At 52.6% G+C, this 22,485-nt stretch carries 21 protein-coding genes and 1 pseudogene; 13 read left to right on the top strand and 9 right to left on the bottom strand.

The genetic code is table 11. The annotated features are described in order from the left end of the window. Positions 1–125 precede the first annotated feature (125 nt). The 3 genes and pseudogenes from yfkAB to EVJ28_RS13355 all read left to right on the top strand — a co-directional run. A pseudogene (gene yfkAB / locus EVJ28_RS13345) lies at positions 126–650 on the top strand (radical SAM/CxCxxxxC motif protein YfkAB); the annotation flags it as partial. 53 nt (positions 651–703) lie between these two features. Beyond that, positions 704–898, top strand: a complete 195-nt coding sequence (locus EVJ28_RS13350) for a hypothetical protein (RefSeq protein ID WP_233589689.1) — start codon at positions 704–706, stop codon at positions 896–898. Between the two features lie 38 nt (positions 899–936). Continuing rightward, on the top strand, positions 937–2,079 hold the full coding sequence (locus EVJ28_RS13355) for an MFS transporter (protein ID WP_016510467.1): 1,143 nt from the start codon (positions 937–939) through the stop codon (positions 2,077–2,079). Between the two features lie 41 nt (positions 2,080–2,120). Here the strand turns inward: EVJ28_RS13355 and EVJ28_RS13360 are convergent, their stop codons facing one another. Then, positions 2,121–2,423: a hypothetical protein gene (locus EVJ28_RS13360; protein WP_016510464.1), complete on the bottom strand. Its 303-nt coding sequence runs from the start codon at positions 2,421–2,423 to the stop codon at positions 2,121–2,123. Positions 2,424–2,557: 134 nt separating this feature from the next. Next, on the bottom strand, positions 2,558–3,502 hold the full coding sequence (locus EVJ28_RS13365) for a DMT family transporter (protein ID WP_131456883.1): 945 nt from the start codon (positions 3,500–3,502) through the stop codon (positions 2,558–2,560). A 198-nt stretch (positions 3,503–3,700) separates the two neighbouring features. Here EVJ28_RS13365 and EVJ28_RS13370 point away from each other — a divergent pair, with 198 nt between their 5' ends. From EVJ28_RS13370 to EVJ28_RS13385, 4 genes are all read left to right on the top strand, one after another. Further along, positions 3,701–5,611, top strand: a complete 1,911-nt coding sequence (locus EVJ28_RS13370; RefSeq protein ID WP_131456881.1) for a heavy metal translocating P-type ATPase — start codon at positions 3,701–3,703, stop codon at positions 5,609–5,611. 118 nt (positions 5,612–5,729) lie between these two features. Continuing rightward, positions 5,730–6,656 (top strand): carbohydrate kinase family protein, encoded by a 927-nt coding sequence (locus EVJ28_RS13375; RefSeq protein ID WP_131468012.1) that lies wholly within the window; start codon positions 5,730–5,732, stop codon positions 6,654–6,656. A gap of 65 nt (positions 6,657–6,721) precedes the next feature. Continuing rightward, complete coding sequence (locus EVJ28_RS13380) at positions 6,722–7,159, top strand: NUDIX hydrolase (protein ID WP_201738358.1); 438 nt, start codon at positions 6,722–6,724, stop codon at positions 7,157–7,159. A gap of 69 nt (positions 7,160–7,228) precedes the next feature. Beyond that, positions 7,229–8,176, top strand: a complete 948-nt coding sequence (locus EVJ28_RS13385; RefSeq protein ID WP_131456875.1) for a YihY/virulence factor BrkB family protein — start codon at positions 7,229–7,231, stop codon at positions 8,174–8,176. A 53-nt stretch (positions 8,177–8,229) separates the two neighbouring features. On the opposite strand, the gene EVJ28_RS13390 is transcribed toward EVJ28_RS13385, so the two are convergent. After that, a complete protein-coding gene (locus EVJ28_RS13390) occupies positions 8,230–8,781 on the bottom strand; it encodes a beta-class carbonic anhydrase (protein ID WP_131456873.1) in 552 nt (183 codons plus the stop codon). 20 nt (positions 8,782–8,801) lie between these two features. After that, on the bottom strand, positions 8,802–9,701 hold the full coding sequence (locus EVJ28_RS13395; protein WP_070328929.1) for a 1,4-dihydroxy-2-naphthoate polyprenyltransferase: 900 nt from the start codon (positions 9,699–9,701) through the stop codon (positions 8,802–8,804). 167 nt (positions 9,702–9,868) lie between these two features. Between EVJ28_RS13395 and EVJ28_RS13400 the strand changes: the two genes are divergently transcribed. The 6 genes from EVJ28_RS13400 to menC are packed head-to-tail and all read left to right on the top strand — an operon-like array spanning position 9,869 to position 16,969. Beyond that, positions 9,869–11,254 carry an isochorismate synthase gene (locus EVJ28_RS13400; protein WP_131441103.1) on the top strand — a complete coding sequence of 462 codons (1,386 nt, stop codon included), beginning with the start codon at positions 9,869–9,871 and terminating at the stop codon, positions 11,252–11,254. Beyond that, on the top strand, positions 11,251–12,900 hold the full coding sequence (gene menD / locus EVJ28_RS13405; RefSeq protein ID WP_131456869.1) for a 2-succinyl-5-enolpyruvyl-6-hydroxy-3-cyclohexene-1-carboxylic-acid synthase: 1,650 nt from the start codon (positions 11,251–11,253) through the stop codon (positions 12,898–12,900). Before EVJ28_RS13400 ends, menD begins: the two co-directional genes overlap by 4 nt. After that, entirely contained in the window at positions 12,897–13,673 is a 777-nt protein-coding gene (locus EVJ28_RS13410) for an alpha/beta fold hydrolase (protein WP_201738418.1), read from the top strand. The genes menD and EVJ28_RS13410 overlap by 4 nt, the downstream gene beginning before the upstream one ends. Beyond that, positions 13,674–14,498 carry a 1,4-dihydroxy-2-naphthoyl-CoA synthase gene (gene menB, locus EVJ28_RS13415; RefSeq protein ID WP_131489274.1) on the top strand — a complete coding sequence of 275 codons (825 nt, stop codon included), beginning with the start codon at positions 13,674–13,676 and terminating at the stop codon, positions 14,496–14,498. A 49-nt stretch (positions 14,499–14,547) separates the two neighbouring features. Then, positions 14,548–15,918, top strand: coding sequence for an o-succinylbenzoate--CoA ligase (menE, locus tag EVJ28_RS13420; protein WP_131489276.1), 1,371 nt, complete (start codon positions 14,548–14,550; stop codon positions 15,916–15,918). Then, entirely contained in the window at positions 15,902–16,969 is a 1,068-nt protein-coding gene (gene menC / locus EVJ28_RS13425) for an o-succinylbenzoate synthase (protein WP_131465677.1), read from the top strand. Before menE ends, menC begins: the two co-directional genes overlap by 17 nt. A 41-nt stretch (positions 16,970–17,010) precedes the next feature. On the opposite strand, the gene map is transcribed toward menC, so the two are convergent. The 5 genes from map to EVJ28_RS13450 all read right to left on the bottom strand — a co-directional run bounded on the left by map (position 17,011) and on the right by EVJ28_RS13450 (position 21,906). Continuing rightward, on the bottom strand, positions 17,011–17,766 hold the full coding sequence (map, locus tag EVJ28_RS13430; protein WP_131456863.1) for a type I methionyl aminopeptidase: 756 nt from the start codon (positions 17,764–17,766) through the stop codon (positions 17,011–17,013). Between the two features lie 11 nt (positions 17,767–17,777). Continuing rightward, positions 17,778–18,941, bottom strand: a complete 1,164-nt coding sequence (locus tag EVJ28_RS13435) for an EAL-associated domain-containing protein (RefSeq protein WP_236634173.1) — start codon at positions 18,939–18,941, stop codon at positions 17,778–17,780. Positions 18,942–19,008: 67 nt separating this feature from the next. Further along, positions 19,009–19,260 (bottom strand): hypothetical protein, encoded by a 252-nt coding sequence (locus tag EVJ28_RS13440; RefSeq protein WP_035385950.1) that lies wholly within the window; start codon positions 19,258–19,260, stop codon positions 19,009–19,011. Between the two features lie 102 nt (positions 19,261–19,362). Further along, positions 19,363–20,892: a degradosome RNA helicase CshA gene (gene cshA / locus EVJ28_RS13445; protein WP_070328919.1), complete on the bottom strand. Its 1,530-nt coding sequence runs from the start codon at positions 20,890–20,892 to the stop codon at positions 19,363–19,365. 162 nt (positions 20,893–21,054) lie between these two features. Beyond that, the gene (locus tag EVJ28_RS13450; protein ID WP_131456861.1) at positions 21,055–21,906 is read right to left on the bottom strand and encodes a CvfB family protein; all 852 of its coding nucleotides are present in this window, start codon (positions 21,904–21,906) and stop codon (positions 21,055–21,057) included. Between the last annotated feature and the right edge of the window lie 579 nt (positions 21,907–22,485).

A 22,485-nucleotide genomic window follows, 5' to 3' on the forward strand; every position in this document is an offset into this window, starting at 1 on the left:
GACTGAAACACTCCAGGGCAGGGACTGCCCGACGAGCTTGGTCCACAACCGTGGCTGGTCAAAGCACGGTCTTCCCAAGAAGCTCCCACTTCAAGTTGCGAAGCAAATAAGTGGTGAGTAGTTCACAAGAGATTCACGAGGAAATCGTCTCGCTCGGTTGCCAGCGAGTAGAATTGCACCCAATGTACCCCGCAGACTTCGCTAGCGCGCTCGAGTCGGCCTCTCTCGACGAGATCCGTCAAGCTATCCATGACGTACTCGACATTCGGGACGAGAACGTCTGGATGCTGTTTGGAACGTTGCCGTTTTACGCCTGCTCGGACTCAGAAGCCGACCGCGCCTTACTGCGGCGACTCTCGACCGCGAAAAACGTGACGGTCCGCAACGACCCGGACGGACGCTCCCGGTTGAACACGAACATTTTTGACGGTCAGATCATCGTCACCGACTTCGGCGACGAACTCGGCACACTCGGCACGTTGTACGATACGTCGTTCCAAGACGCGTACGATCAATGGACGAACAGCGCGTTGAACGCCACACTGTCGTGCCATTGTCCCGCCGTCAAATGCCTCGGACCGAACGCACTCGTCAAACAAGCGTACTATCCGACAGTCGACTTTAGACAACGTGTCGCCCAGTCGTTTTAATTATTTCGATTCGGGAAATATTTAGTATATAAAACGAATCGAGGTGTTCGATGATGACAGCGATCTATGTGTTCATCGTTACCGTCATGGGAATCATCATTTTCGGAGGCGTGCTCAGCATCTTATTGACAGCCGCATTCGTTTCGGACAAAGTAGACCATGATGAAGTATTCAGTCAAGGCAGTTGGGACGACGAGTTACTGCAAATAAATCATACTCCCCAACCGATTGATGAACCAAAAAGCTGAGACCTCTCAGCTTTTTATTTTTGTATATGAGGTGAACTATGGAACGGTTTCGTTTTTCGATCTTATTGCTCGTCGTTTTTATTTCAGGCTTGATTCAAGGGGCGCTCATCCCTTTACTATCCACATTAATCGAACGTGACGGCAACCCGGCCTGGCTGAACGGACTGAACGCGACGATGCTCTATTTGGGCATCATCGTCTCGGCGCCGCTACTCGAACGGTTCGTCCGCAAATACGGATTCCGCCCGACGATCGTGCTCGGCATCGTGTTGACGGCGCTCGCCACGTTCTTTTTACCGCTCTGGCCGTCACTGCTCATGTGGGCCGTCATGCGCTTCGTCATCGGATTCGGGGACTCGGCGCTTCACTACGGCTCGCAAGTGTGGGTCACGTCCGTGAGCGAGAAACGGAGTCTCGGCCGGGCGATGGCGTATTACGGGATGTCGTTCAGTCTCGGGTTTGCGGTCGGTCCGTTGATCGCCCCGCTCGTCGATATTCACTTTTGGCTCCCGTTCCTCGTCTTGATCTTCTTCTGTCTCGGATCACTCTTCCTTATCTTCAAGGTCGACAACGAGTACCCCGAAGCGGAGAAAGTGAAGACGGATTCGACCGGACGCATCCGCCTCGTCTTGATCGGCGCCGGGTACACGCTGCTCCCGGCTTTTACATACGGCTTTCTTGAAGCGAGCCTGAATGCGAACTTGCCGATCTTCACCGTCCGTAACGACATCGGGCTCGCACAGACGAGCACGCTCATCACGACGTTCATCGTCGCGTCCATCATCGTCCAGTTGCCGCTCGGACGGCTCGCCGATCACTTCGGGAAGAAACGCGTCCTTCAAATTGTCTTGACGCTCGGTACGCTCTTGTTCGCACTCGCGAACCTCGCCGTCGACAACTATTTGTGGTTGCTCGTTTTGTTTGCCTTGGCCGGTGCCGGACTCGGTTCCACTTATTCGCTCGGCCTCGCCCATATGACGGAAGTGTTGCCCCGCTCACTCTTACCGACCGGCAACATGCTGTACAGCATCTCGTTCAGTGTCGGGTCGATCAGCGGTCCGATGATCGGTGCGTTTTGGGTCGCGTTGCCTAAAGAAGTATATTTCCTCATGTACGCCTTGATCCTCGGCATCCTGTCGATCAGCCTGTTCACGTCAAAAGCCAAACCGATCGAAGCATAAGTAAAGGATGAGTCTCCGCGGAGATTCATCCTTTTCGTTTGTCATTCGTTTGGCGGCCCGACTCTGACATCGTTTCGTTCGAATGCCCGGATGAACACCTCATCGAGAGCGAACGGCTCCGTATCGAGCGATGCCAATACGTCGGACTTGAGCGTCACCTCGATGACACGATCGTTGATTTGCCACTTCGTCTGGATGTCATCGCCTTGCCTGACGGCGCGCACATCGACTTGGTCGTGATGTTCTTTCAATCCGCGACTCACGCACTTCATCACGTACTTGACGTACTCGTCTCGCGGCTGGCGCGACACGAGGATGTTTCGGACAATCAAATTTCTCGTCATGGCACAAACCCTCCCTTCTGTTAACTTGTCGTACGCAAGTCTTTACAACGAAGACCGATTCATAACTGAAAAATTTTCAGAATTTTTAATATATTTTGTCATGAAAATAAACTTCCGTCAACTGTACCTCGAACTCATTTCGCAACAGAGCCGCCCGGCCGACGACGACCTTGAAAATACGTTGACAAGTAGATGCCGGCGATGACGAATAGCAACCCGACGAGCGCGTTCCAAGGAATCGTCTCACCGAGCAGTAAACTCGATAATAGGACACCGAACAAGGGAACAAAGAACATATAGAGCGACACCCGGCTCACCGGGTTGTGCTTCATGAGCGTGTTCCACAACGTGAAACCGACCGCTGATAACAATGCGAGGTATAACAGGAACAATAGCGTCTTGACCGTGTAAGGCAAGAATACGCCTCCCGGGTCAAGGATAAATCCGACGATCAACAGACCGAGCGAACCGATCACCATCGCCCAAGCGGTCATCGGGGCGACGTCATGATGTCGCGAGTAGTCTTTCGCGACCAAGTTCCCGAACGCGCCAGACACCATCGCCAAGATGAGAAGGATCTCACCGATTCCAAAACCGATTTCCGAGCTTGCTGTCGGCCAGTTCGCGATGACGATTCCTGAGAAGCCGAGGGTGAGCGCGATGCCTTTCAACCGGTTCAACCGATCATCTTCATAGCGGAAATGTGCGAGCGCCATTTGGAAGAACGATGTCGAGCCGGCGATGATCGACCCTTGCACCCCGGTCGAGATGGATAATCCGATATAGAAGAACAGATATTGCAAAAACGTCAAGAACGCCCCTAAGTGTGCGTATGCCTTCAATTTTTCCGCATTCAATCGGATCGGCCGCTTGAAGACGAGCCGGCTGATCACGAGCAACAGAATACCAGCCAGTAAAAACCGTTCGCCGGCAAAGAACAGTTGTTGGCCGTACTCGCCTGCCCCGATGTCTAACGCCTCATAACTTAATTTAATGAACGGGAAAGCACTGCCCCATAAAAACGTGTTGAACAACGCCAACAGCGTGACGCTCCAAGAGCGTTGAAAAATATTTTGCATGACACGAAATCTCCTTAATCTTTTAGTTTGTGAGTTGTTATGAATGATGATAAAATAGACTCACATGATAATCATTATAAATAATCGACGTGAAGAAAACGGATGTAAAACCCTTTAAAACAACAAAAGATAATGATAATCATCCTCAGTCATTATCATTTAACTGATATATATTCTCAATTAGAAAGAGGTGTCACTATGAACGTACAGGTAACTACTGCACAAGAAAAAAGCCACGTCTTCAAACGGGCCAACTGGTTCGAACATATCGAGCTCATCATGGCGCTCATCAGCGGTGTATTGATTGTACTCGCATATCTCGCAGAAAGACAAGACGGAGCCACTTGGATTTACGTCACGCTCTACTTGACCGCCTTCTTGATCGGCGGTTACGCCAAAGCCAAAGAAGGACTGACCGATACGTGGGAAACCCGATCATTGAACGTCGAGCTGCTCATGATCATCGCGGCGATCGGTGCCGCCTCGATCGGCTATTGGATGGAAGGCGCGATCCTCATCTTCATCTTCGCCTTGTCCGGTGCACTCGAGACGTACACGCTGAACAAAAACGAGCGGGCGCTCGAATCGTTGATGGAACTCCAACCGGAACAAGCGACCCGTTTCGATGCAGCCGGCGGTCTCGAAGTCGTCCACATCGATGACTTAAAAGTCGGCGACCGGATTTACGTCCGGCCGGGTGAACGCATCCCGGTCGACGGACGCATTTTGAGCGGGACCGCCTCCGTCGAAGAAGCCGCCATCACCGGGGAATCGATTCCGGTCGACCGGACCGTCGGCGACGAAGTGTTCGGTTCAAGTGTTAACTTGAACGGGGTGCTCACGTTATCGGTGACGAAACTCGCCACCGAGACATTGTTCCAAAAGATCATTCAGATGGTGCAGCAAGCCCAAGAAGAAAAATCACCGTCGGCCCAGTTCATCGACCGCTACGAAGGACGATACGTCCAGATCGTGCTCATCTCGGTCACGGCCATCATCTTGCTCGGTCCCGTCCTCACTTCGTGGTCGCTCGAGACAAGCATATACCGCGGGATGATCCTGCTCGTCGTCGCCTCACCGTGCGCCCTCGTCGCGGCGATCACACCGGCCGCGCTTGCCGCCATCGCCTCGTCCGCTAAACACGGGATTTTGTTCAAAGGTGGTGTCCACATCGAAAACATGGGACGCCTCAAAGCGATTGCTTTCGATAAGACCGGAACACTCACAATCGGTAAGCCGGTCGTCCAAACGGCGTTAGTTCATCCTGACATGGCAGCAGAAGACGTTTATCGCGTCGTCAGTCTGATCGAAGAACATTCGATGCACCCGCTCGCCGAGGCGCTCGTCAAGTTCACGGGTAAACATACGGGAGACATGGACCACTTTAAAGACATTACCGGTTCAGGCATCGAAGCGACGATTGACGGCACTTCCTACCGGGTCGGTAAACAAAAGTTCGCCGACCGGAGCGGTGACTTCTACCGCGAAGATGTCGAACGGTTAAAAGCCGCCGGACACACACTCGTCTTCGTCAGTGACGATGAACAGACGATCGGTGCATTCGCACTGCGTGACACGTTGCGCCCGGAAGCCAAACAAGCGATCGAGCGCTTGAACCATCTCGGGATCGCGACGATCATGATCACAGGCGACAATGAAGCGACCGCACGCGCCATCGCGACGGAGGCGGGCTTGACCCGCTACATCGCCGAATGCCTCCCGGAAGAGAAAGTCGAACAAATCAAGCTGTTAAAACAAGAGTACGGCACGATCGGGATGATTGGAGACGGCATCAACGACGCACCGGCACTCGCGACAGCAGACGTCGGGATCGCCATGGGCGAAGGAACCGACGCCGCACTCGAGACGGCTGACGTCGTCCTCATGAAAAACGATCTCGTCCGCTTGAGTTCAGCGATCGAGCAATCCCGTAAATTGAACCGGATCGTCTTGCAGAACGTCGTGTTCGCCCTCGGCGTCATCCTCGTTTTGATCGCGACGAACATCTTCGAGCTGCTCGTCATGCCGTTCGCCGTCGTCGGTCATGAAGGGTCAACGATTCTCGTCATTTTGAACGGACTGCGCTTGCTCAGTTCTTCATGGGATTGACAAATTTCGACAGCGTTTGAAACCGTCATTGAAAGCGAATGACGATTTCGCTATAATGGGAATAATGTGTCTAACAGACCGATAACAGATAGATGATTGGCTAAAGGTGGTACAGCATATGAATACGATTGCAGTAATCGGCAAAGTATTTGTCGATATTAAAGGAACATCGTTCGCCCCGCTTCATAAAGATGCGAAAAACGTCGGGGACATCGCGTTCTCAAACGGCGGAACCGGCCGTAACGTCGCGCAAAACTTAGGTGTCCTCGGTAACGACGTCCGGTTCGTGTCAACCGTCACAAACGACCAAATCGGGATGGGTGTCCTTCAAGAGCTTCGCGACTTAAACGTCAACGTCGACCACGTCGACCTGCTTGAGGATAACGGAATGGGCATGTGGCTCGCCGTCATGGACAATAACGGCGACCTCCAGACCTCGATCTCGAAACAACCAGATGAAGCGATGATGGAACAATGTATCCTCCGCCGAATCGATACGGTGTTCGCCGAAAGCGAAGCCGTCGCCATCGACCTCGATTTGTCGGTCAACGTCTTGAATGAGACGATCGAACTTTGTCGCGAGATGAAGCTTCCGCTTTACGGGGTGTGCGGTCATTTGTCCGTCATAGAACGAAATCGCCACTTGCTTCAAGGCTTCACCGGCTTCATCTGTAGCCGTGAAGAAGCCGAAATCCTGTCTGATATGTCAATCGTCACCGTCGATGACGCATTGCGCGTCGCCGAAGTGCTCGCGATGAAAGGTGCGCCGCTCACGATCGTCACGATGAGCGAGCTCGGTGCCGTCTACGTCGATCTCCGGACGAACGAGCAAGGACACGTACCGACGACAAAAGTCAAAGTCGCTGATTCAACAGGCGCCGGTGATTCTTTCTTCTCGGCCGTCATCTCTGAATTGATGAAGCATCATTCGATTGAAGACGCGCTCCGCCTCGGCATGCGCGTCGCCGCAAAAGTTATCGGTTCTCATGAGAACGGTTTGACTTCTGATATGTACGAATCGTTAGAACAAACAACGACAGATTAACAAAGCGCATCGACGGTGAGTCGATGCGTTTTGTTCACTATAAGCTACCGAAAGGAACGATCCCATTGGTCAGAACAAAATTACGCAGCGCCATCATCCTCACGAACGAACACGATGAGGTCGCGCTCATTCGACGCGAAAAAGAAAACGCACTCTATTACGTCTTCCCTGGCGGCGGTGTCGAATTTGGCCATACGGCTGAAGAAACTGCCGTCCGTGAAGCTTATGAAGAACTCGGTGTCCACGTCGAGCTTGAAGGAGTCGCCGCCTACGTCGCTTTCAACGGTGAATTGAATCCTTATTTTTGGGCCCGCGTCACAAATGGCGAATTCGGCACCGGTACAGGCGAAGAGTTCCAAGCTGAACAGACGAACGGCTCGTACACACCGATTTGGGTGAAGCGGAGCGCATTGAGCCGCCTGCCAGTCAGACCCCCTTCTTTAGCCGAGCTGCTCACCACCAATCCAGAACGATTCTTTGACAAAACGTTAGCCGAAGACTGAATCAATGTGTAACCTACTGACAAATCGGGAAAGATAGTTTCTAACGATAACGTTCAGGAGGATATGCGCATGGACACTACAGAAGTGAAAGAAAAAAAGAATTGGCTCACCTTCGGGAAAGAGTTGTTTCGTCGCTTTAAAGAGCATGACGTTCAAGATTACGGGGCAACGCTCGCTTTTTTTTGGTTCTTATCCATTTTCCCGGGAATCATTTTTATTTTAGCGTTGCTCTCGTTCTTCGACATCACGCAAGCGTCGTTTCAAGAACAGTTAAATAACCTGGCGCCAGGTTCGGCGGCGACCGAGTTTTTATCAGGGATCTTTGAGGCGATCGGCGAGCCACGAGGCGGACTGCTCTCGATTGGTGCGATTTTAGCGATTTGGTCGGCCTCTAAAGGAGTCGAACGATTGATCAATATGGCAATCCACGCCTATGGCGAGGACAACGAACGCAACTTCTTCGTCAGTAAAGGCATCGCCCTCGGCTTGACGTTCCTCCTCGGCGTCGGCGTCTTGCTACTCATCATCTCGAACGTGTTCGGTTCACAAATCATCGAATTCATTTCAGACTACATCCCAATTTCCGGTGCCGAAGTCGTCTTGATCAACGTGTTCCGTTACGTGCTGACGACGGTCATCTTAATCTTGACGCTGTCGATCTTTTATAAGATTGCACCGCAACAACACGTGTTTTGGAAAAGCACCGTCCCCGGCGCCATCTTCGGCGTCATCGCTTGGCAGCTCGTCTCACTCGGTTTTAGCCTATACGTCTCGAACTTCGGTAACTACGATTCGACGTACGGATCACTCGGAGGCATCATCGTCACGTTGCTTTGGCTGCAGTTGACCGGCATGATCATCTTGATCGGCTCTGAGATCAACGCCACGTGGCAACGCTTCTTCAAAACACCGAGCGAGCAAGAGTATGAGAAGAACTATAAGAAAAACAAAAAATCCAAGTCGAAAGACTCGGACGAAGATGACTACAAAGATATTCCGGTCAACACGTACGGATGACAAAAGGCGAGCTCTCTCAAAACGGAGCTCGCCTTTTTGCATAGATTGGATGATTATGCCTCTACGACATCGAGTCGCCCCGTTCCTGGATCGATGACAAATCCGTGGACGTCCGTACCCGGCGGCAGGAGCGGATGGTTTTTGATCAGGCTGACCGAGTTGACGACGTTCGCCTCGACCGAGTCAAAGCCGTGCAACCATTTCTCCAAGTCCATGCCTGAGGCTTTGAGCGTCTGTAACGTCTGCGGATCAATTCCGCGCCGCTCCATCTCGCCGATGACCGCGTTCGGGTCGATAGCGGCCATGCCGCAATCGTAATGTCCAATAACGATCACCTCTTCCGCACCGAGAGCGTATAAGGCGACGAGAATCGAACGCATGACCGATCCGAATGGATGCGACAATACCGCGCCCGCGTTTTTGATGATTTTCGCGTCGCCGTTCTTCAAACCGAGCGCATGTGGCAATAACGACGTCAACCGTGTGTCCATACAAGTTAAAATGACAATTTTCTTATCAGGAAATTTATCTGACACGTACTGCTCATACTGCTTCTCTGTCACGAACCGTTCATTGAACGCAAGCATGTCTTTGACGACTGACATATCGTTCCCCTCCTCTATGTTTATGCGATAACGCGTGCGACGATTAATCCGATGACCATCCAGGCCCCGAATAACGTGTTGACCTTCGCCGTCATCGCCATCGCCGGCATCAGGTCGGCCGGCTCACGTTTCACCCAGAAACGCTTCACCGCACGAATCATGATCGGAACGGTCATTAACGAAAGCAATACCCAAGGCGTGACCCCGTAAACGAATACGGCGACGAGGATACCAATCAGCGCAACGATAAAGAATCCGGCCAAAACGAGCACGGCCCGGCGATGTCCAACGAGACACGCAATCGTGCGTCGTCCGTTCACCTTGTCGTTATCCAAGTCCCGAATATTGTTGGCTAGTAAAATCGCTCCGATCAAGAGCGCCATCGGGAATGACACGAGCAACAACTCAGTCGTCACCGTACCGATTTGGATATATCCTGAAATCCCGATGATGACGTAGCCCATGAACAATCCGGCGACAAGTTCACCGAACGGCGTATACGCAATCGGAAGCGGACCACCCGTATACAGATAGCCGACGACCATCGACAACGCTCCGATCCAAAGCAAATGCCAGCTCGTCGAAGCGGCAAGATACAGACCGAGAACACACGCGACACCATACATCCCGAGCGCGATGCCGAGCACTTGACCCGGCGTGAACCCGTCTCGTACGATCGAGCCGCCGATTCCAATCGAGCCTTCGTGGTCGAGCCCGCGTTTGTAGTCGTAATATTCATTAAATAAATTCGTCGCGATTTGAATCAAGATCGAGGCGAAGAGCATCGCCAAGAACAGACCCCATTTCAAATCGGTTTGACCGGCGACGATAAACGTTCCTAACAGCACCGGAATAAAGCTCGCCGTCAGTGTGTGCGGACGAATCATGCGCCAATAAGCACCTTTCTCTCTCTTCTTCATCTACTTCCCTCCCTTCGTTAGTTTACGTCTCCACAAAAAAATCTGTCAATGCCCGTCCCTCAATCGTCTCAACTCATGTTTCTCGAGCATTCGACGGGCAGCCCAGCCCTTAAGTCATGATACACTAAAAGATGAATATTCCATCGGATTGAGGAGGCTTTTCTTATATGCCAGATACTCAAACACACATTAAACAACGAATCGAACAAGCGCATAAACGCGCACGCGCATGGCAACGACCTGTCCTTGCCTCATACACGTGGGAGATCCCTTCGTTCGACGCGTTTCATATCATTCAAAATACAGAAACATCACACTATTATTTTTCGACACCCGATCGCTCACTTGAAATGCTCGGTTGTGCCGACGCGCTCGTCTTGACGGCGTCCGGACCCGAACGGTTCCAACGTCTGCAGTACGACTGGAGCCTGCATCGCCGGGATGTCGATGCCGTCATCTATGCGTTCTCAGGATTTTCGTTCGATACGTTCGTCCGACCTCAAAAAAACATGTGGGACTCATTCGGCGAGGCGGCTTTAGTCGTCCCTAAATTTTTATACCGTCGTTCCGGTGACAAGCACACGTTGACGGTGTCGACCCTTGTTTCTTCAAACCAGACCGTTGAACAATATTTAATCCAACTAGCCGACCAATTGGCCCAGTTCAACGCCCTGCACGCGCCCGATGAGTCGACACCGACGTATTCGAAAGTAAAAGACGGCGTCGATCACTTTAAATCAAGTTTTCAACAGGCGAAAGGATATATCGCCGAAGAAAAAGTCGAGAAACTCGTCATCGCCCGGGAAGAGATTTACCAGACGTCAGATGAAGCGTTCCCGTTCGCGAAGACGCTACGGCACTTGTCTGAACATCAAGAAGGCAGTTACGTGTTCTTATATCAACCGAAACGGGAAATCGGATTTTTCGGGGCCACACCGGAGCGGCTCGTCCGTAAGCAAGGTCCGCATATCGAGACCGCGGCCATCGCCGGCACGATCAAACGCCCGGATACGGACGCGGAAACCGAGACGGCGAAACAGCAGTTGTTGCATGACCGTAAAAATTTAGAGGAGCACCAAATCGTCGTCAAAGATATTCAAAACGCTCTCACACCTTATGCAGCGACCATTCATGTCGCGCCGTCCCCGACGATTTTAGAGAACCGCTCGGTGTTTCATTTACACACACCGATCAAAGCAACTTTGGACACGAACGCGTCTCTCCTCTCCATCATTGAGTCGTTGCACCCGACACCCGCACTCGGCGGTTCTCCGAAGCGGACGGCCGTCCGCTTGCTGCGCGACATCGAACGGTTCGATCGCGGCTGGTACGGCTCACCGTTCGGCTGGTTGAACACCGACGGAGAAGGTGAATTTGTCGTCTCTATCCGTTCGGCCCTCGTCCAGCATCAGTTCGTGGCATTATACGCAGGCTGTGGAATCGTCCAAGAGTCTGAACTCGAATCAGAGCTAGCCGAGACAGAAGTCAAGTTGAGCCCGATCAAGCAAGCGCTCGGGTTAGACCAAGTCATTTCAGGAGGCAATCACGAATGAACGATATGTTAACGAATTGGGTATCCCATATGATGAATCGACTCGTCGAAACTGGGATTTATGACGTCGTCATCAGTCCCGGTTCGCGTTCGACACCGCTGGCGATGGCCGCGTATTTGCACCCGAATATACGCCATCACGTCGTCGTCGATGAGCGTTCAGCCGCTTTCTTCGCGCTCGGACTAACCCGCGCTGGCGAAGACGTTCGGCCGGTCGCATTAATTTGTACGAGCGGCACAGCCGCTACCAACTATTTTTCAGCTGTCGCCGAAGCAACGATTTCCCAGCTCCCGCTCGTCGTATTGACGACAGATCGGCCGCATGAGTTGCGTAACGTCGGGGCCCCGCAAGCAATCGATCAAGTCCGCCTCTACGGTGAACATGTGAAGACGAGCCTCGATCTACCGGTGCCCGAGCCAGAGAGTCTGCACTATATGGAACAAGCCGTCGGACGGCTCGTACGCTTGAGTGCGCAGGCCCCGCTCGGACCGGTCCATATTAACATCCCGTTCCGAGAACCGTTACTGCCCGATATCGAACGTCTGAAGTCACAATTGACCGCCACTTCGAGACGGAGCGAGACCTCGTACATTCGTCCCGTCACCGACGACTTGGCTCGCTTCAAACAAGAGACGGCCGTCGAACGGCTCGCTTTCGTCGTCGGACCTGGCACGCCGACGTCTTGGCTCGAAACCATCTACAACGTAGCAAACACTCACCGAATTCCGGTGTTTGCCGATCCGCTCAGTGGCATGCGTTGCTTTGACGGCGTTTTGACGAATTATGACACGTGGCTCGCAAGTGAGCATAGCCCAGAATGGACGCCGAATGCGGTCGTTCGCTTCGGTGCGGCTCCTGTATCGAAACGGTTGAATGAATGGCTCAAACAGACCCACCAAATCTTGATTGAACAGCCCGGCTCGTTTCGCGACCCATCGAGTCGTGCGACTGTCGTCTACGGCGACGCGAATGACTATTTGGAGGTCATCGACGTCCCGTTTGACGACGTCTACTCGGCTCGCTTTTCCTTATTCGAACAAGTCGCCGAATCGGCCAAACCAAGTCTGAGCGGTGAGAGCGCCTTGACTAGTCACGTCTTGAACGCTCAGATCGACCGCTTGTTCGTCAGCAACAGCATGCCGATCCGTGACGTCGACACGACGCTCGGTGCCGGACAAGCCGTATCCGTCTTCGCCAACCGAGGCGCAAACGGGATCGACGGAATCATCTCGAGTGCGCTCGGCGCTTGCCACGACACAGAACGAGCCGCGTTACTGATCGGTGACTTGGCGTTCTATCATGACAGCAACGCCCTGCAATTACTAAAGACGCATCCTGGCTCGTTCTCGATCATCGTCGCCAACAACAACGGCGGGGGCATCTTCTCCTTCTTACCGCAAGCATCCATCGAGCCACAGATGTTCGAAGACTTGTTCGGTACACCGCTCGACTTGAACATCCGTGGCTTCGCCGACACATACGGGCTTAGCTATCAACTGCTCGAACGTCCAGAAGACGTGACAGCAGCGATCGAGGCAGGGATTCAGTTGATCGAATTCCCATCTGACCGTGCCGACAACGTCTTATCCCACCGGAACTGGACGGAATCGATTTGCACGCGTCTCACGTTGGAGAACGGGACATGAGACGTACTGTCCGTGACGTATCGTATGAAGTGCTCGAGCACGGGTCCGGAAGACCGGTCCTCTTGTTGCACGGCTTCACGAGCAACGCCGGATGGCTCTCGTATTTCCCTGACTTGCCGGTGCGCCTCGTCGCCCCGTCCCTGCTTCAACATGGACAGACCGGCAGTTGCTCGGTCGCCCGCGCGAAGATGAGCCAACAAGTGAAGGATTTATCGACGCTGCTCGACACGGACGAAAGGCCGTGGACGGTCATCGGCTATTCGCTCGGCGGCCGCATCGGGATGACACTCGCAGCCTGTGACGAGCGCGTGGACCACTTCATCGGGATTAGTACGACGCCCGGTCTCACCGCTTCAGAGCGACGAGCGCGACGCGACGCCGATGAACGGCTCGCGCGACGGATCGAGACGGACGGAATCGAAGCGTTCGTCGCCGCATGGGAGATGCTCCCGCTTTGGCGTCAAACGGACGAGATGCGGGCCTCACTTCGACATGAGCGGCTCGCTCAAGACCCGTCAGCGCTCGCGAACAGTTTGCGCGCCATCGGGACCGGCAGTATGCCGTCGCTATGGACGCATCTTGACCGCCTGCCTCGAACCGATTTGATCGTCGGTGCGCACGATGTGAAGTTTCAAACGATTGCTCGCGATATGCGTGAACGTCGTCCAGACATTCGGATACACGAAATTTCGAATGCGGGCCATGCTCCCCATATCGAGAACGCCCAACAATTTGGTACAATGATAGAGAAATTGATTTTAGGGGGAATTTAAATGGAATCAGTAGCAAACTGGACATCGGTCCGGACGTATGAAGACATTAAATATGAGAAGTGGAACGGGATCGCAAAAATCACGATCAACCGTCCGGAAGTTCGGAACGCGTTCCGTCCGCTCACGGTCAACGAATTGATTGACGCGTTCGCGCGCGCCCGTGACGATAAAGAAGTCGGCGTCATCATCTTGACAGGTGAAGGCGATCAAGCCTTCTGCTCAGGTGGCGACCAAAAAGTTCGCGGTCACGGTGGCTACGTCGGTGACGATGATATCCCGCGCTTGAACGTCCTTGATCTTCAGCGCTTGATCCGAGTCATCCCGAAACCGGTCATCGCCATGGTCGCTGGATACGCCATCGGTGGCGGACACGTCTTGCACCTCGTCTGTGACTTGACGATTGCGGCCGACAACGCTCGTTTCGGTCAAACTGGACCGAAAGTCGGATCGTTCGACGCCGGTTACGGTTCAGGCTACTTGGCCCGCATCGTCGGACATAAGAAGGCTCGTGAGATTTGGTACTTGTGCCGTCAATACGACGCACAACAAGCGCTCCACATGGGGCTCATCAACACGGTCGTCCCGCTCGAACAGCTTGAAACCGAGACGGTCCAATGGTGCCAAGAGATCTTGCAACACTCGCCGACAGCACTCCGCTTCTTGAAAGCTGCGATGAACGCTGATACGGACGGCTTGGCCGGGATCCAACAGCTCGCCGGTGACGCGACGCTTCTTTACTACACGACAGATGAAGCAAAAGAAGGCCGTGACGCCTTCAAAGAAAAACGTGACCCTGACTTCGGTCAATTCCCGCGTTTCCCGTAAATCGTAAGAGAGTAGCGAATTCGCTACTCTTTTTTTGGAGGTAATTGTAATGGATTATGATTTGAAGCAACATCCTGTCGACACGATCGCCCTCGTCACCGCAACGGAACGTCTGACGTGGGGCGAATTGATCGATGAGAGCTCGCGCTTGGCACACTTTTTAGGCCGGACCGTTCCGGACGCTCGTCACATCGGACTGTATGCGTCAAATAGTAAAGACTATGTCGTCGCAGTCCACGCCGTCCATTTGCTCGGAAAAGTACTCGTCCCGTTGAATACACGGCTGACCACAAGCGAACTCGCAATGCAACTCGACAAGGCCCACATCGACATCTTACTCGTCGATCAGGAAATCGACCTCAACGTCCCTCAAATCGACGTGAGCGTACGCGATCAAGAGCCATTGCGCCGACATCATCGCTGGGGGCGTGACGAGGTGATGTCGCTCATGTTTACGTCCGGCACGACCGGACACGCCAAAGCGGTGCAACAGACGTACGGAAATCATCGCGCGAGCGCCGAGGCCGCAAAAAAACATCTCGGATACGAGCCGACCGACCGCATGCTCGTCGTCACACCGCTGTTCCACATGAGCGGACTCGCTCAAGTGTACCGCTGCGCCCTGTTCGGCTCAGCATTATACGTTGAACCGAAGTTCGACGTCTTGCGTACGATCCAATTGATCGCGTCCGAACGGATCACCCATCTTTCCCTCGTCGCCATCATGCTCGGGCGACTGCTCGACGCAGGATTGACAAGTCACCATCTCCGCGTCATTCTCGTCGGAGGCGGACCGGTGCCACGGCCGTTGCTCGAAGAAGCAGACCGCCGCCACTTGCCGATCGCGCAGACGTACGGGATGACGGAAACTTGCTCTCAAGTCGCGACGTTGTTGCCGTCCGAAGCACTGGACCATATCGGTTCAAGCGGTCAAGCGATCGCACCGACCCACATCCGTATCAGTCGCGATGGTGAGATCGAAGTCAATGGCCCGACCGTCACGCCCGGCTATTATAACGAATCGGAAGCGAACGCTTGGACCGAGGACAGGTACTGGCGAACCGGCGACCTCGGAACGATCCAAGACGGCTATTTATATGTTTTGGATCGCCGGAGCGACTTGATCATCTCGGGCGGAGAAAACATCTATCCCGCGGAGATCGAGAGCGTCCTGTTGCGATGCCCCGGTATCGAGGACGCAGGTGTCACCGGGAAGCCTGACCCGACATGGGGCGCCGTCCCGATCGCCTATATCGTCGGGACGTACGACCCTCACGAACTTACGCAAATTTTAAACGATCACCTCGCTAAGTATAAGCACCCGAAGGCATTGATCGCGGTCACTCAGCTCCCACGAAACGCCAACGGAAAATTGATGCGATACCGCTTAAAGGAGACCGATTATGATTCAACGAGCTGACCTTTACATCGTCCCGCTCACGTTCAAACACCCGCTTGTGACAGCCCATTCCGTCTTGACGACGCGACGGACGGTCATCCTCCGTCTCGAAACGACCGACGGAGCAGTCGGATACGGGGAAGGTGTCGCCTTTGAGACGCCGTGGTACACGTCGGAGACGGTCCGCTCGACCGTCGACACGTCTGAACTGATCTATCGATTGTTGAACGGGCAGACGGTCAGCGCGACCACATTTCCAGACCATGTCCGTTCGATTATCGGGCACCCGATGGCAAAAGCGATGTGGGAGAGTGCACTCTGGGAAATCGAGGCCGCCCGTGCTGGCGTGACGCTAAAACAACTTTTGCAAGCCGGACATCACGTCGCTTGCGGGCGGACGATTGGGATCGGCTTGCTCACCGAAACGTTGAACGCGATCGAACAGGCGCTCGATTCCGGGTTCGAACGGATCAAGTTGAAAGCTTCGCCTCATGAGCTATTGACGGCGCTCGCGGAAGTGCGGACTTTTTTCCCGGACGCTCCGCTCATGATCGACTTGAACGGCAGTGCGCACGAGCAGCCGCTCGACTGGTTCGAACAACTCGATGCCCATCGCCTCTTGATGATCGAGCAGCCTTATCCGAGCGACTGCTGGGTCGACTCGGCCGACCTGCAAACAAAACTCAAGACGCCCATTTGTCTTGACGAGTCCATCACCTCACGGCAAGACGTCGAGACGATGAATCGGCTTCGGGCCGGACGCATCGTCAACATTAAACCTGCCCGCGTCGGGGGATTGACCGAGGCGCTCGCGATCCGTGACAGCGGTACCCCTTATTGGGTCGGTGGTATGTACGAATCATCGATCGGCCGTTATCATACGCTCTTATTCGCCTCGTTGACGGGTGCCGCCTATCCGGCCGACATGGCCGGAACGAGCGCCTATTTTGAGACTGACTTGCTCGATACGCCGCTCGACGTCGAAAACGGTCAGCTCTCGATCCCTGACGTCGTCACTCCGGATTGGAAAAAGATTCATCAGTTAAGCGAACAAATCATCCAGTTAACGTAAACAAGGATACAGACCGCGGTCTGTATCCTTGTTTGATTGCGTCATTCTTCTCGGAACGTGCCAGTCAACACTTCATAGCCGTCCTCGGTCACGATGACCGTGTGCTCAAACTGCGAGACGGGGCTGTCGTTCGGTGTGAATAACGCCCAGCCATCCTCTTCTGACTGGTAGACGATCTCGTCTTTCGTCGAGACGAACGTCTCGACCGCAATGACTTGACCGACTTTCAAGATGTCATTCTCTTCCCGGCTATAGTAGTTCGAGATCGTCTCCGGTTCGCCGTGGAGCGTGCGGCCGAGTCCATGACCTGCCAAGTTTCGAATGACGGTGAAGCCGTTTTTGCGGACATCCGCGTAAATCGCTTTTCCGATCTGGTTCACTTTCGTACCGGCCTTCACTTTGCTGAGACCTGCTTCGAGCGACGTGAGCGAGACCTCGACTAAGCGGACATGCTCTGGCGATTTCGGTGTGCCGGCGATCACCGTTCGTCCCGTGTCTGCATAATAGCCATCTTTCACGGCAGACACATCGACATTGACGATGTCCCCGTCTTTAATGACTTCTTTACCTGGAATTCCGTGGGCAGCCACTTCATTGATGGAGATACACGTATAGCCCGGAAACTCATACATCGTAATCGGCGCCGAGGCCGCTCCTTCTTCTTCAAGAATACGTTGCCCGATCGCATCGAGCTCTTTCGTCGTCATCCCTGGCGTGACGGCCCGTGCCATCTCATCCCTTGCCCGGGCGACGATTCTCCCAATCTCACGCAACGCATCATAATCGTAATCAAACATCATAATCCCTCTCAATCTAATAATCGGTTTTGGTATAAGTACTCTTCTGATAAATCGGCGAACAAAAACATGCCGTCCGGTAACGGGTAGCTGAACGTACGTGTCACTTCGTTGGAGCTGAAGTCGCGATAGTCTTCCGACAAATAGCCCCGCCCGCGAACACTCATCGCGGCCATCGTCCGGATAAAGTACGGTCGAAAACTCCAGTTATAGCCTCGGTATGTGTTATCGACTTTCCAAACGTGTTGCTCTTGGTAGACGTTCGCACTCGTCTGGAAGCCCGTTTGATCGGTCAAGTAGTAGCGGACGAGCATCCCTTCTAATTTAGGGGCGATATGGAGCAGCCATTCATCCTTCTTATCCCGTGACCATTTCCCGGTTTGGACGAGCTCCGCGACTTTTCCGTGAAGTTCGAATTCTAGCTCATACAACCGCTTCAATCGCTCTTGGTCGTGCAGGAAGAACGCTGGAACTTCTTGCGTGAGCACACTCATTCCTTTTGCTTCACGCGGCGGGGAATCCTCTTGACGACCTAACAAGCCGCCCATGTAGTAACTCCCACCGTGCTGCCAGGCGTAACGCAACTGACCGAGATGATCGATTGACTTATAAAGCAGCGGGGCCCCGAGTTTCGAAGCGATGTATTCCATCGTCTGGAGCATTTGGGGGTAAGTCACCGACAACGTCTTCTTCTCGACCATCGTTGCTAAATCGACAAGCAACAACTCCGGTGCAATCGTCATGATGTCCTCGATACTCGTCGACTCCGCGAAGTCGAGCGCGACTCTCACACCAGAAGATCGATAATATTGGACGACACGGGACAGACGAGACACATCGACGAGCTCGGTCCCTTGAAGTGTCACAAATATCCGGTGGAGCGGGAAGTTCAATTCCCGTAACGGTGCTAAAAATGCTTCGCCCCCTTCTTCAAGGATCCATTCCGACCGGCAGCGGAACGTGACGAACTGCTTTTCGTCACGTAACGCTTCGGCGGCCAACCGTTCCATCCGCTTGGCGATGTCGAGTTGATACTCGACCGGTACGTCGTCATCATAAAAGAACGGGGTGAGCGACTCGCCCCTGAAATGGCCGTGTACCATGTAGCCTTCCACTTGAAACGTGGCCGCCCCGAAAATCGGTTCATACGTCACTTCGACTTCATTTGGATTCATCATCACATCCACTGCATCCAATTGGATCACCTCATCCTCATTTTCGAAACAAGAAAGCGAGCCGGTTTCAGCTCGCTCGTGTATGCACATACATATAGGCACCGAAACAAGCAATAAAATACACGATACTCATCACACCGTATCCGATTCCCATCTTCCCGCCGACGCCGATGGCCATGACTAACCAAATCATCGCGCCAAACAAAAGTGTGGCGACCGGAATATATCGGAAATTCGGACGTACTGTCCGCATAACAATCGGCTTCAATGCTAGGATGCACGCCAATAATATGACGAGACCTAAACCTAGTTCTACCATCCGTTGACACCTCATCCTTCAATCTCTACTCGTTCAGTGTAGCATGAGATAAATAAAAAAACCGCAAATCCACTTAAGGAAATGCGGTTTTCGTTTTATCGATTAGTCACGCGGACGACGTGGGCCACGGTCTTCTGATGAGCGACGACGATCGTCAGTCCCACCAGTGCGTTTTCCACGGTATCCACCGCCACCGCTACGTTCGCCTGAGCGTCCGCCACGGTCTCCGCCGCCAGTGCGACGGTCTCCGCCACCACTGCGTGCGCCGCCACGGTATCCACCGCGGTCGTTGCGTCCACCTTGACGTTTCACACGGACTGGTTCTGCGTAAGAGATTTCAACAGGTGTTGAATCTGGCTCTTTCGTCAAACCACGAAGTGCTGCTGCGAGAAGCTCGACTGCTTCGTACTCTTCAAGGAGCTCAGTCGCAAGTTGCGTGTAAGCTTTGAAATCGCCCGCTTGAACGCGTTCGATCAAATCTTCAGCTGATTGCTTTTGGTTTCCTTCAAGTACTTCTGCGATCGTCGGTACGTGACGACGGTTCATTTTCTTGTTCGTCACACGTTCGATTGACTTCACTTGGCCGAATTCACGTGGCGTGATGAACGTAAGGGCAGTACCTGTTTTACCAGCACGGCCTGTACGTCCGATACGGTGCACGTAGCTTTCCGGATCTTGTGGGACGTCAAAGTTGTAAACGTGTGTGACACCTGTGATATCAAGTCCACGCGCCGCTACATCTGTTGCGACCAAGATGTCGATCGTGCCGTTTTTGAAACGACGGATGACTTGGTCACGTTTTGATTGCGTCAAGTCACCGTGAAGGCCATCAGCCGTGTAACCACGTTTGATGAGTGCTTCTGTAACTTCGTCAACACGTTTCTTCGTACGAGCGAAGATGATGCTGAGTTCTGGTGAGTCGATGTCGATCAAACGGCAAAGTGTATCGAATTTTTGACCTTCACGCAATTCGAGGAACTGTTGGTTGATGTTTTCAACTGTCATTTCCTTCGATTTCACTTTGATGATCGTTGGCGACTTCATGAAGCGCTCAGCGATCTTCTTGATTTGTGGTGGCATTGTCGCTGAGAAGAGAAGCGTTTGACGTTCAGCCGGAAGGCCTTTCAAAATCATCTCGATATCTTCAACGAAGCCCATGTTGAGCATTTCATCCGCCTCATCCAAGATCACTGTTTGGATCTCGTCGAGTTTGATCGTCTTGCGTTTCATGTGGTCCATGAGACGTCCAGGTGTCGCAACGACGATTTGCGGGTTCTTTTTCAAGCCGCGGATTTGGCGGTCGATTTGCTGACCACCGTATACAGGAAGTGCGTATACACGCTTCGTTTCCCCGATTTTGTTTAACTCTTCTGCAACTTGAATCGCAAGTTCACGTGTCGGTGCAAGAACAAGTGCTTGGACTTGACGCGCCTTTGTGTCGATTCGCTCAATTGTCGGAATACCGAAAGCTGCTGTTTTCCCTGTACCTGTTTGTGCTTGGCCTAATACATCCGCTCCTGTAAGTGCGATTGGAATTGTTTCAGCTTGGATCGGTGTCGCTTCCTCGAAGCCCATTTTGAGTACACCTTTTACTAATGCTTCACTTAACTGTAAATCTTGAAATTTTGTCAAATTATATTCTCCTTTGTTCATGCAAAAAACGTCTGAGGTTAGTTCTGCAGACGTTCTTTAAATGTTTCCTCGTAGTCAACTCTTATTACTATACCGCATTTGTTTCTAAAATGAAAGAAATACATTCTAAAACTTTTTTTAGCCACCTGGACATGAGTAATCTTATTTCAATTTATACCCGTTGTCGAGTTTTTCAACCTGCTTTTCTTTCAAGAGCTTCCCGAGCGCCCGTTTGAAGGCCGCCTTGCTCATGCCAAACTCACGGTCGATCACGTCTGGGGCTGTCTTGTCGCCGTAAGGCATTTCACCACCGCGTTCTTCGATGTAAGAACGAATGCTTTCCGCATCCGGGTCGATCGCTTCATACGCTCGCGGTTTCATCGATACAAGAACGGTACCGTCTTGCTTCACTTGCGTCACACGTACTGCTAACTGTTCGCCGAGACGCGGCCACCGCGTCATCTCTGCTTCATGTAAGAAACCGAGTGATTCATTCTCGACCCAGACGTTGACACCGACGTCACGTTTGTTGACGACGATCGCTTGAACGTCTTGATTGCCCCACTCTTCTTTGGCGGGACGGGCAAGCAAGTTCAAATACGCATAATGAGCCGGTTCTCCGAGAAGACGGCCTTTTTGATCGTACTTGAGACGGACGCATAGCTTATCGCCTTCTTTCGGCCAATATGTCCGGTTTTCAGGAAGGTCGTCGAGCGAGACGAGCACATCCTTTTGAATGCCGATGTTGACGAACACGCCCGTATTGTAGCGAACGCCTGTCACATCGAACCATTCATATTCTTCAAACGATACGTTCGGAATCGTCATCGTCGAAGCGAGACGGCCTTCCGAGTCATGATATAGGAAGACACGCACCGTTTGACCGACTGTGACTTCTTCTGTTTGTTCTTTCCGATGAAGTAATACCTCTTCACGGCCGTTCCCAATAAATACGCCAAAATCGGCTGAACGTTCCGCAACTAGATCGACTACATCTCCTGCACGTAATACCATTCTATACACATCCTTTTTCATCTTATTACTGTCAGTATACCTACCTACACACGTTCTTAATCATATCACGTTCCTTTTCCTGCTTCAGGTCAATTGTGTCCAATTTGTGAACGAGACAATGAACCACCCAACCGTCAAGCTTCTAAATCGACCGAGTATCAGACGGAATTTTGTGACAATTTTGTGAACAATGTTTTTCCATCTAGTATCCACTTTTTGAAAACGTTATTATTAAAGAAGTGTTGTTTATAAATCAGGTTTCAGCAATGTCCGAACGGGGGAAATAAAATGTTTGATGTTCAATCTCGCTCATTTGCGAAACGCTTCATGAAGGGCCTTTTGATTGCATTCTTCGCTCTTCTTGCTTCGCTGAGTTTCATATTCTCAAACGGTGTCGATACGAACGTATCGTCTTCCGTCACGATGGTTCAAGAGTAAGCGCCCTCTCGCTCTGATATGCTCCCCAATAAGTAGACAGATGAAATAACAAATCTGTTTATCTGATTGGGGAGTGTTTTTTTATGACGAGAAGTCGACATACGATCGAACAAAAACTGAGCGCGCTGCGCATGATGGATC

The organism is Exiguobacterium sp. SH3S3, from assembly GCF_004337115.1.
In the GTDB taxonomy this organism is placed as follows: Bacteria; Bacillota; Bacilli; order Exiguobacteriales; family Exiguobacteriaceae; genus Exiguobacterium; species Exiguobacterium aurantiacum_A.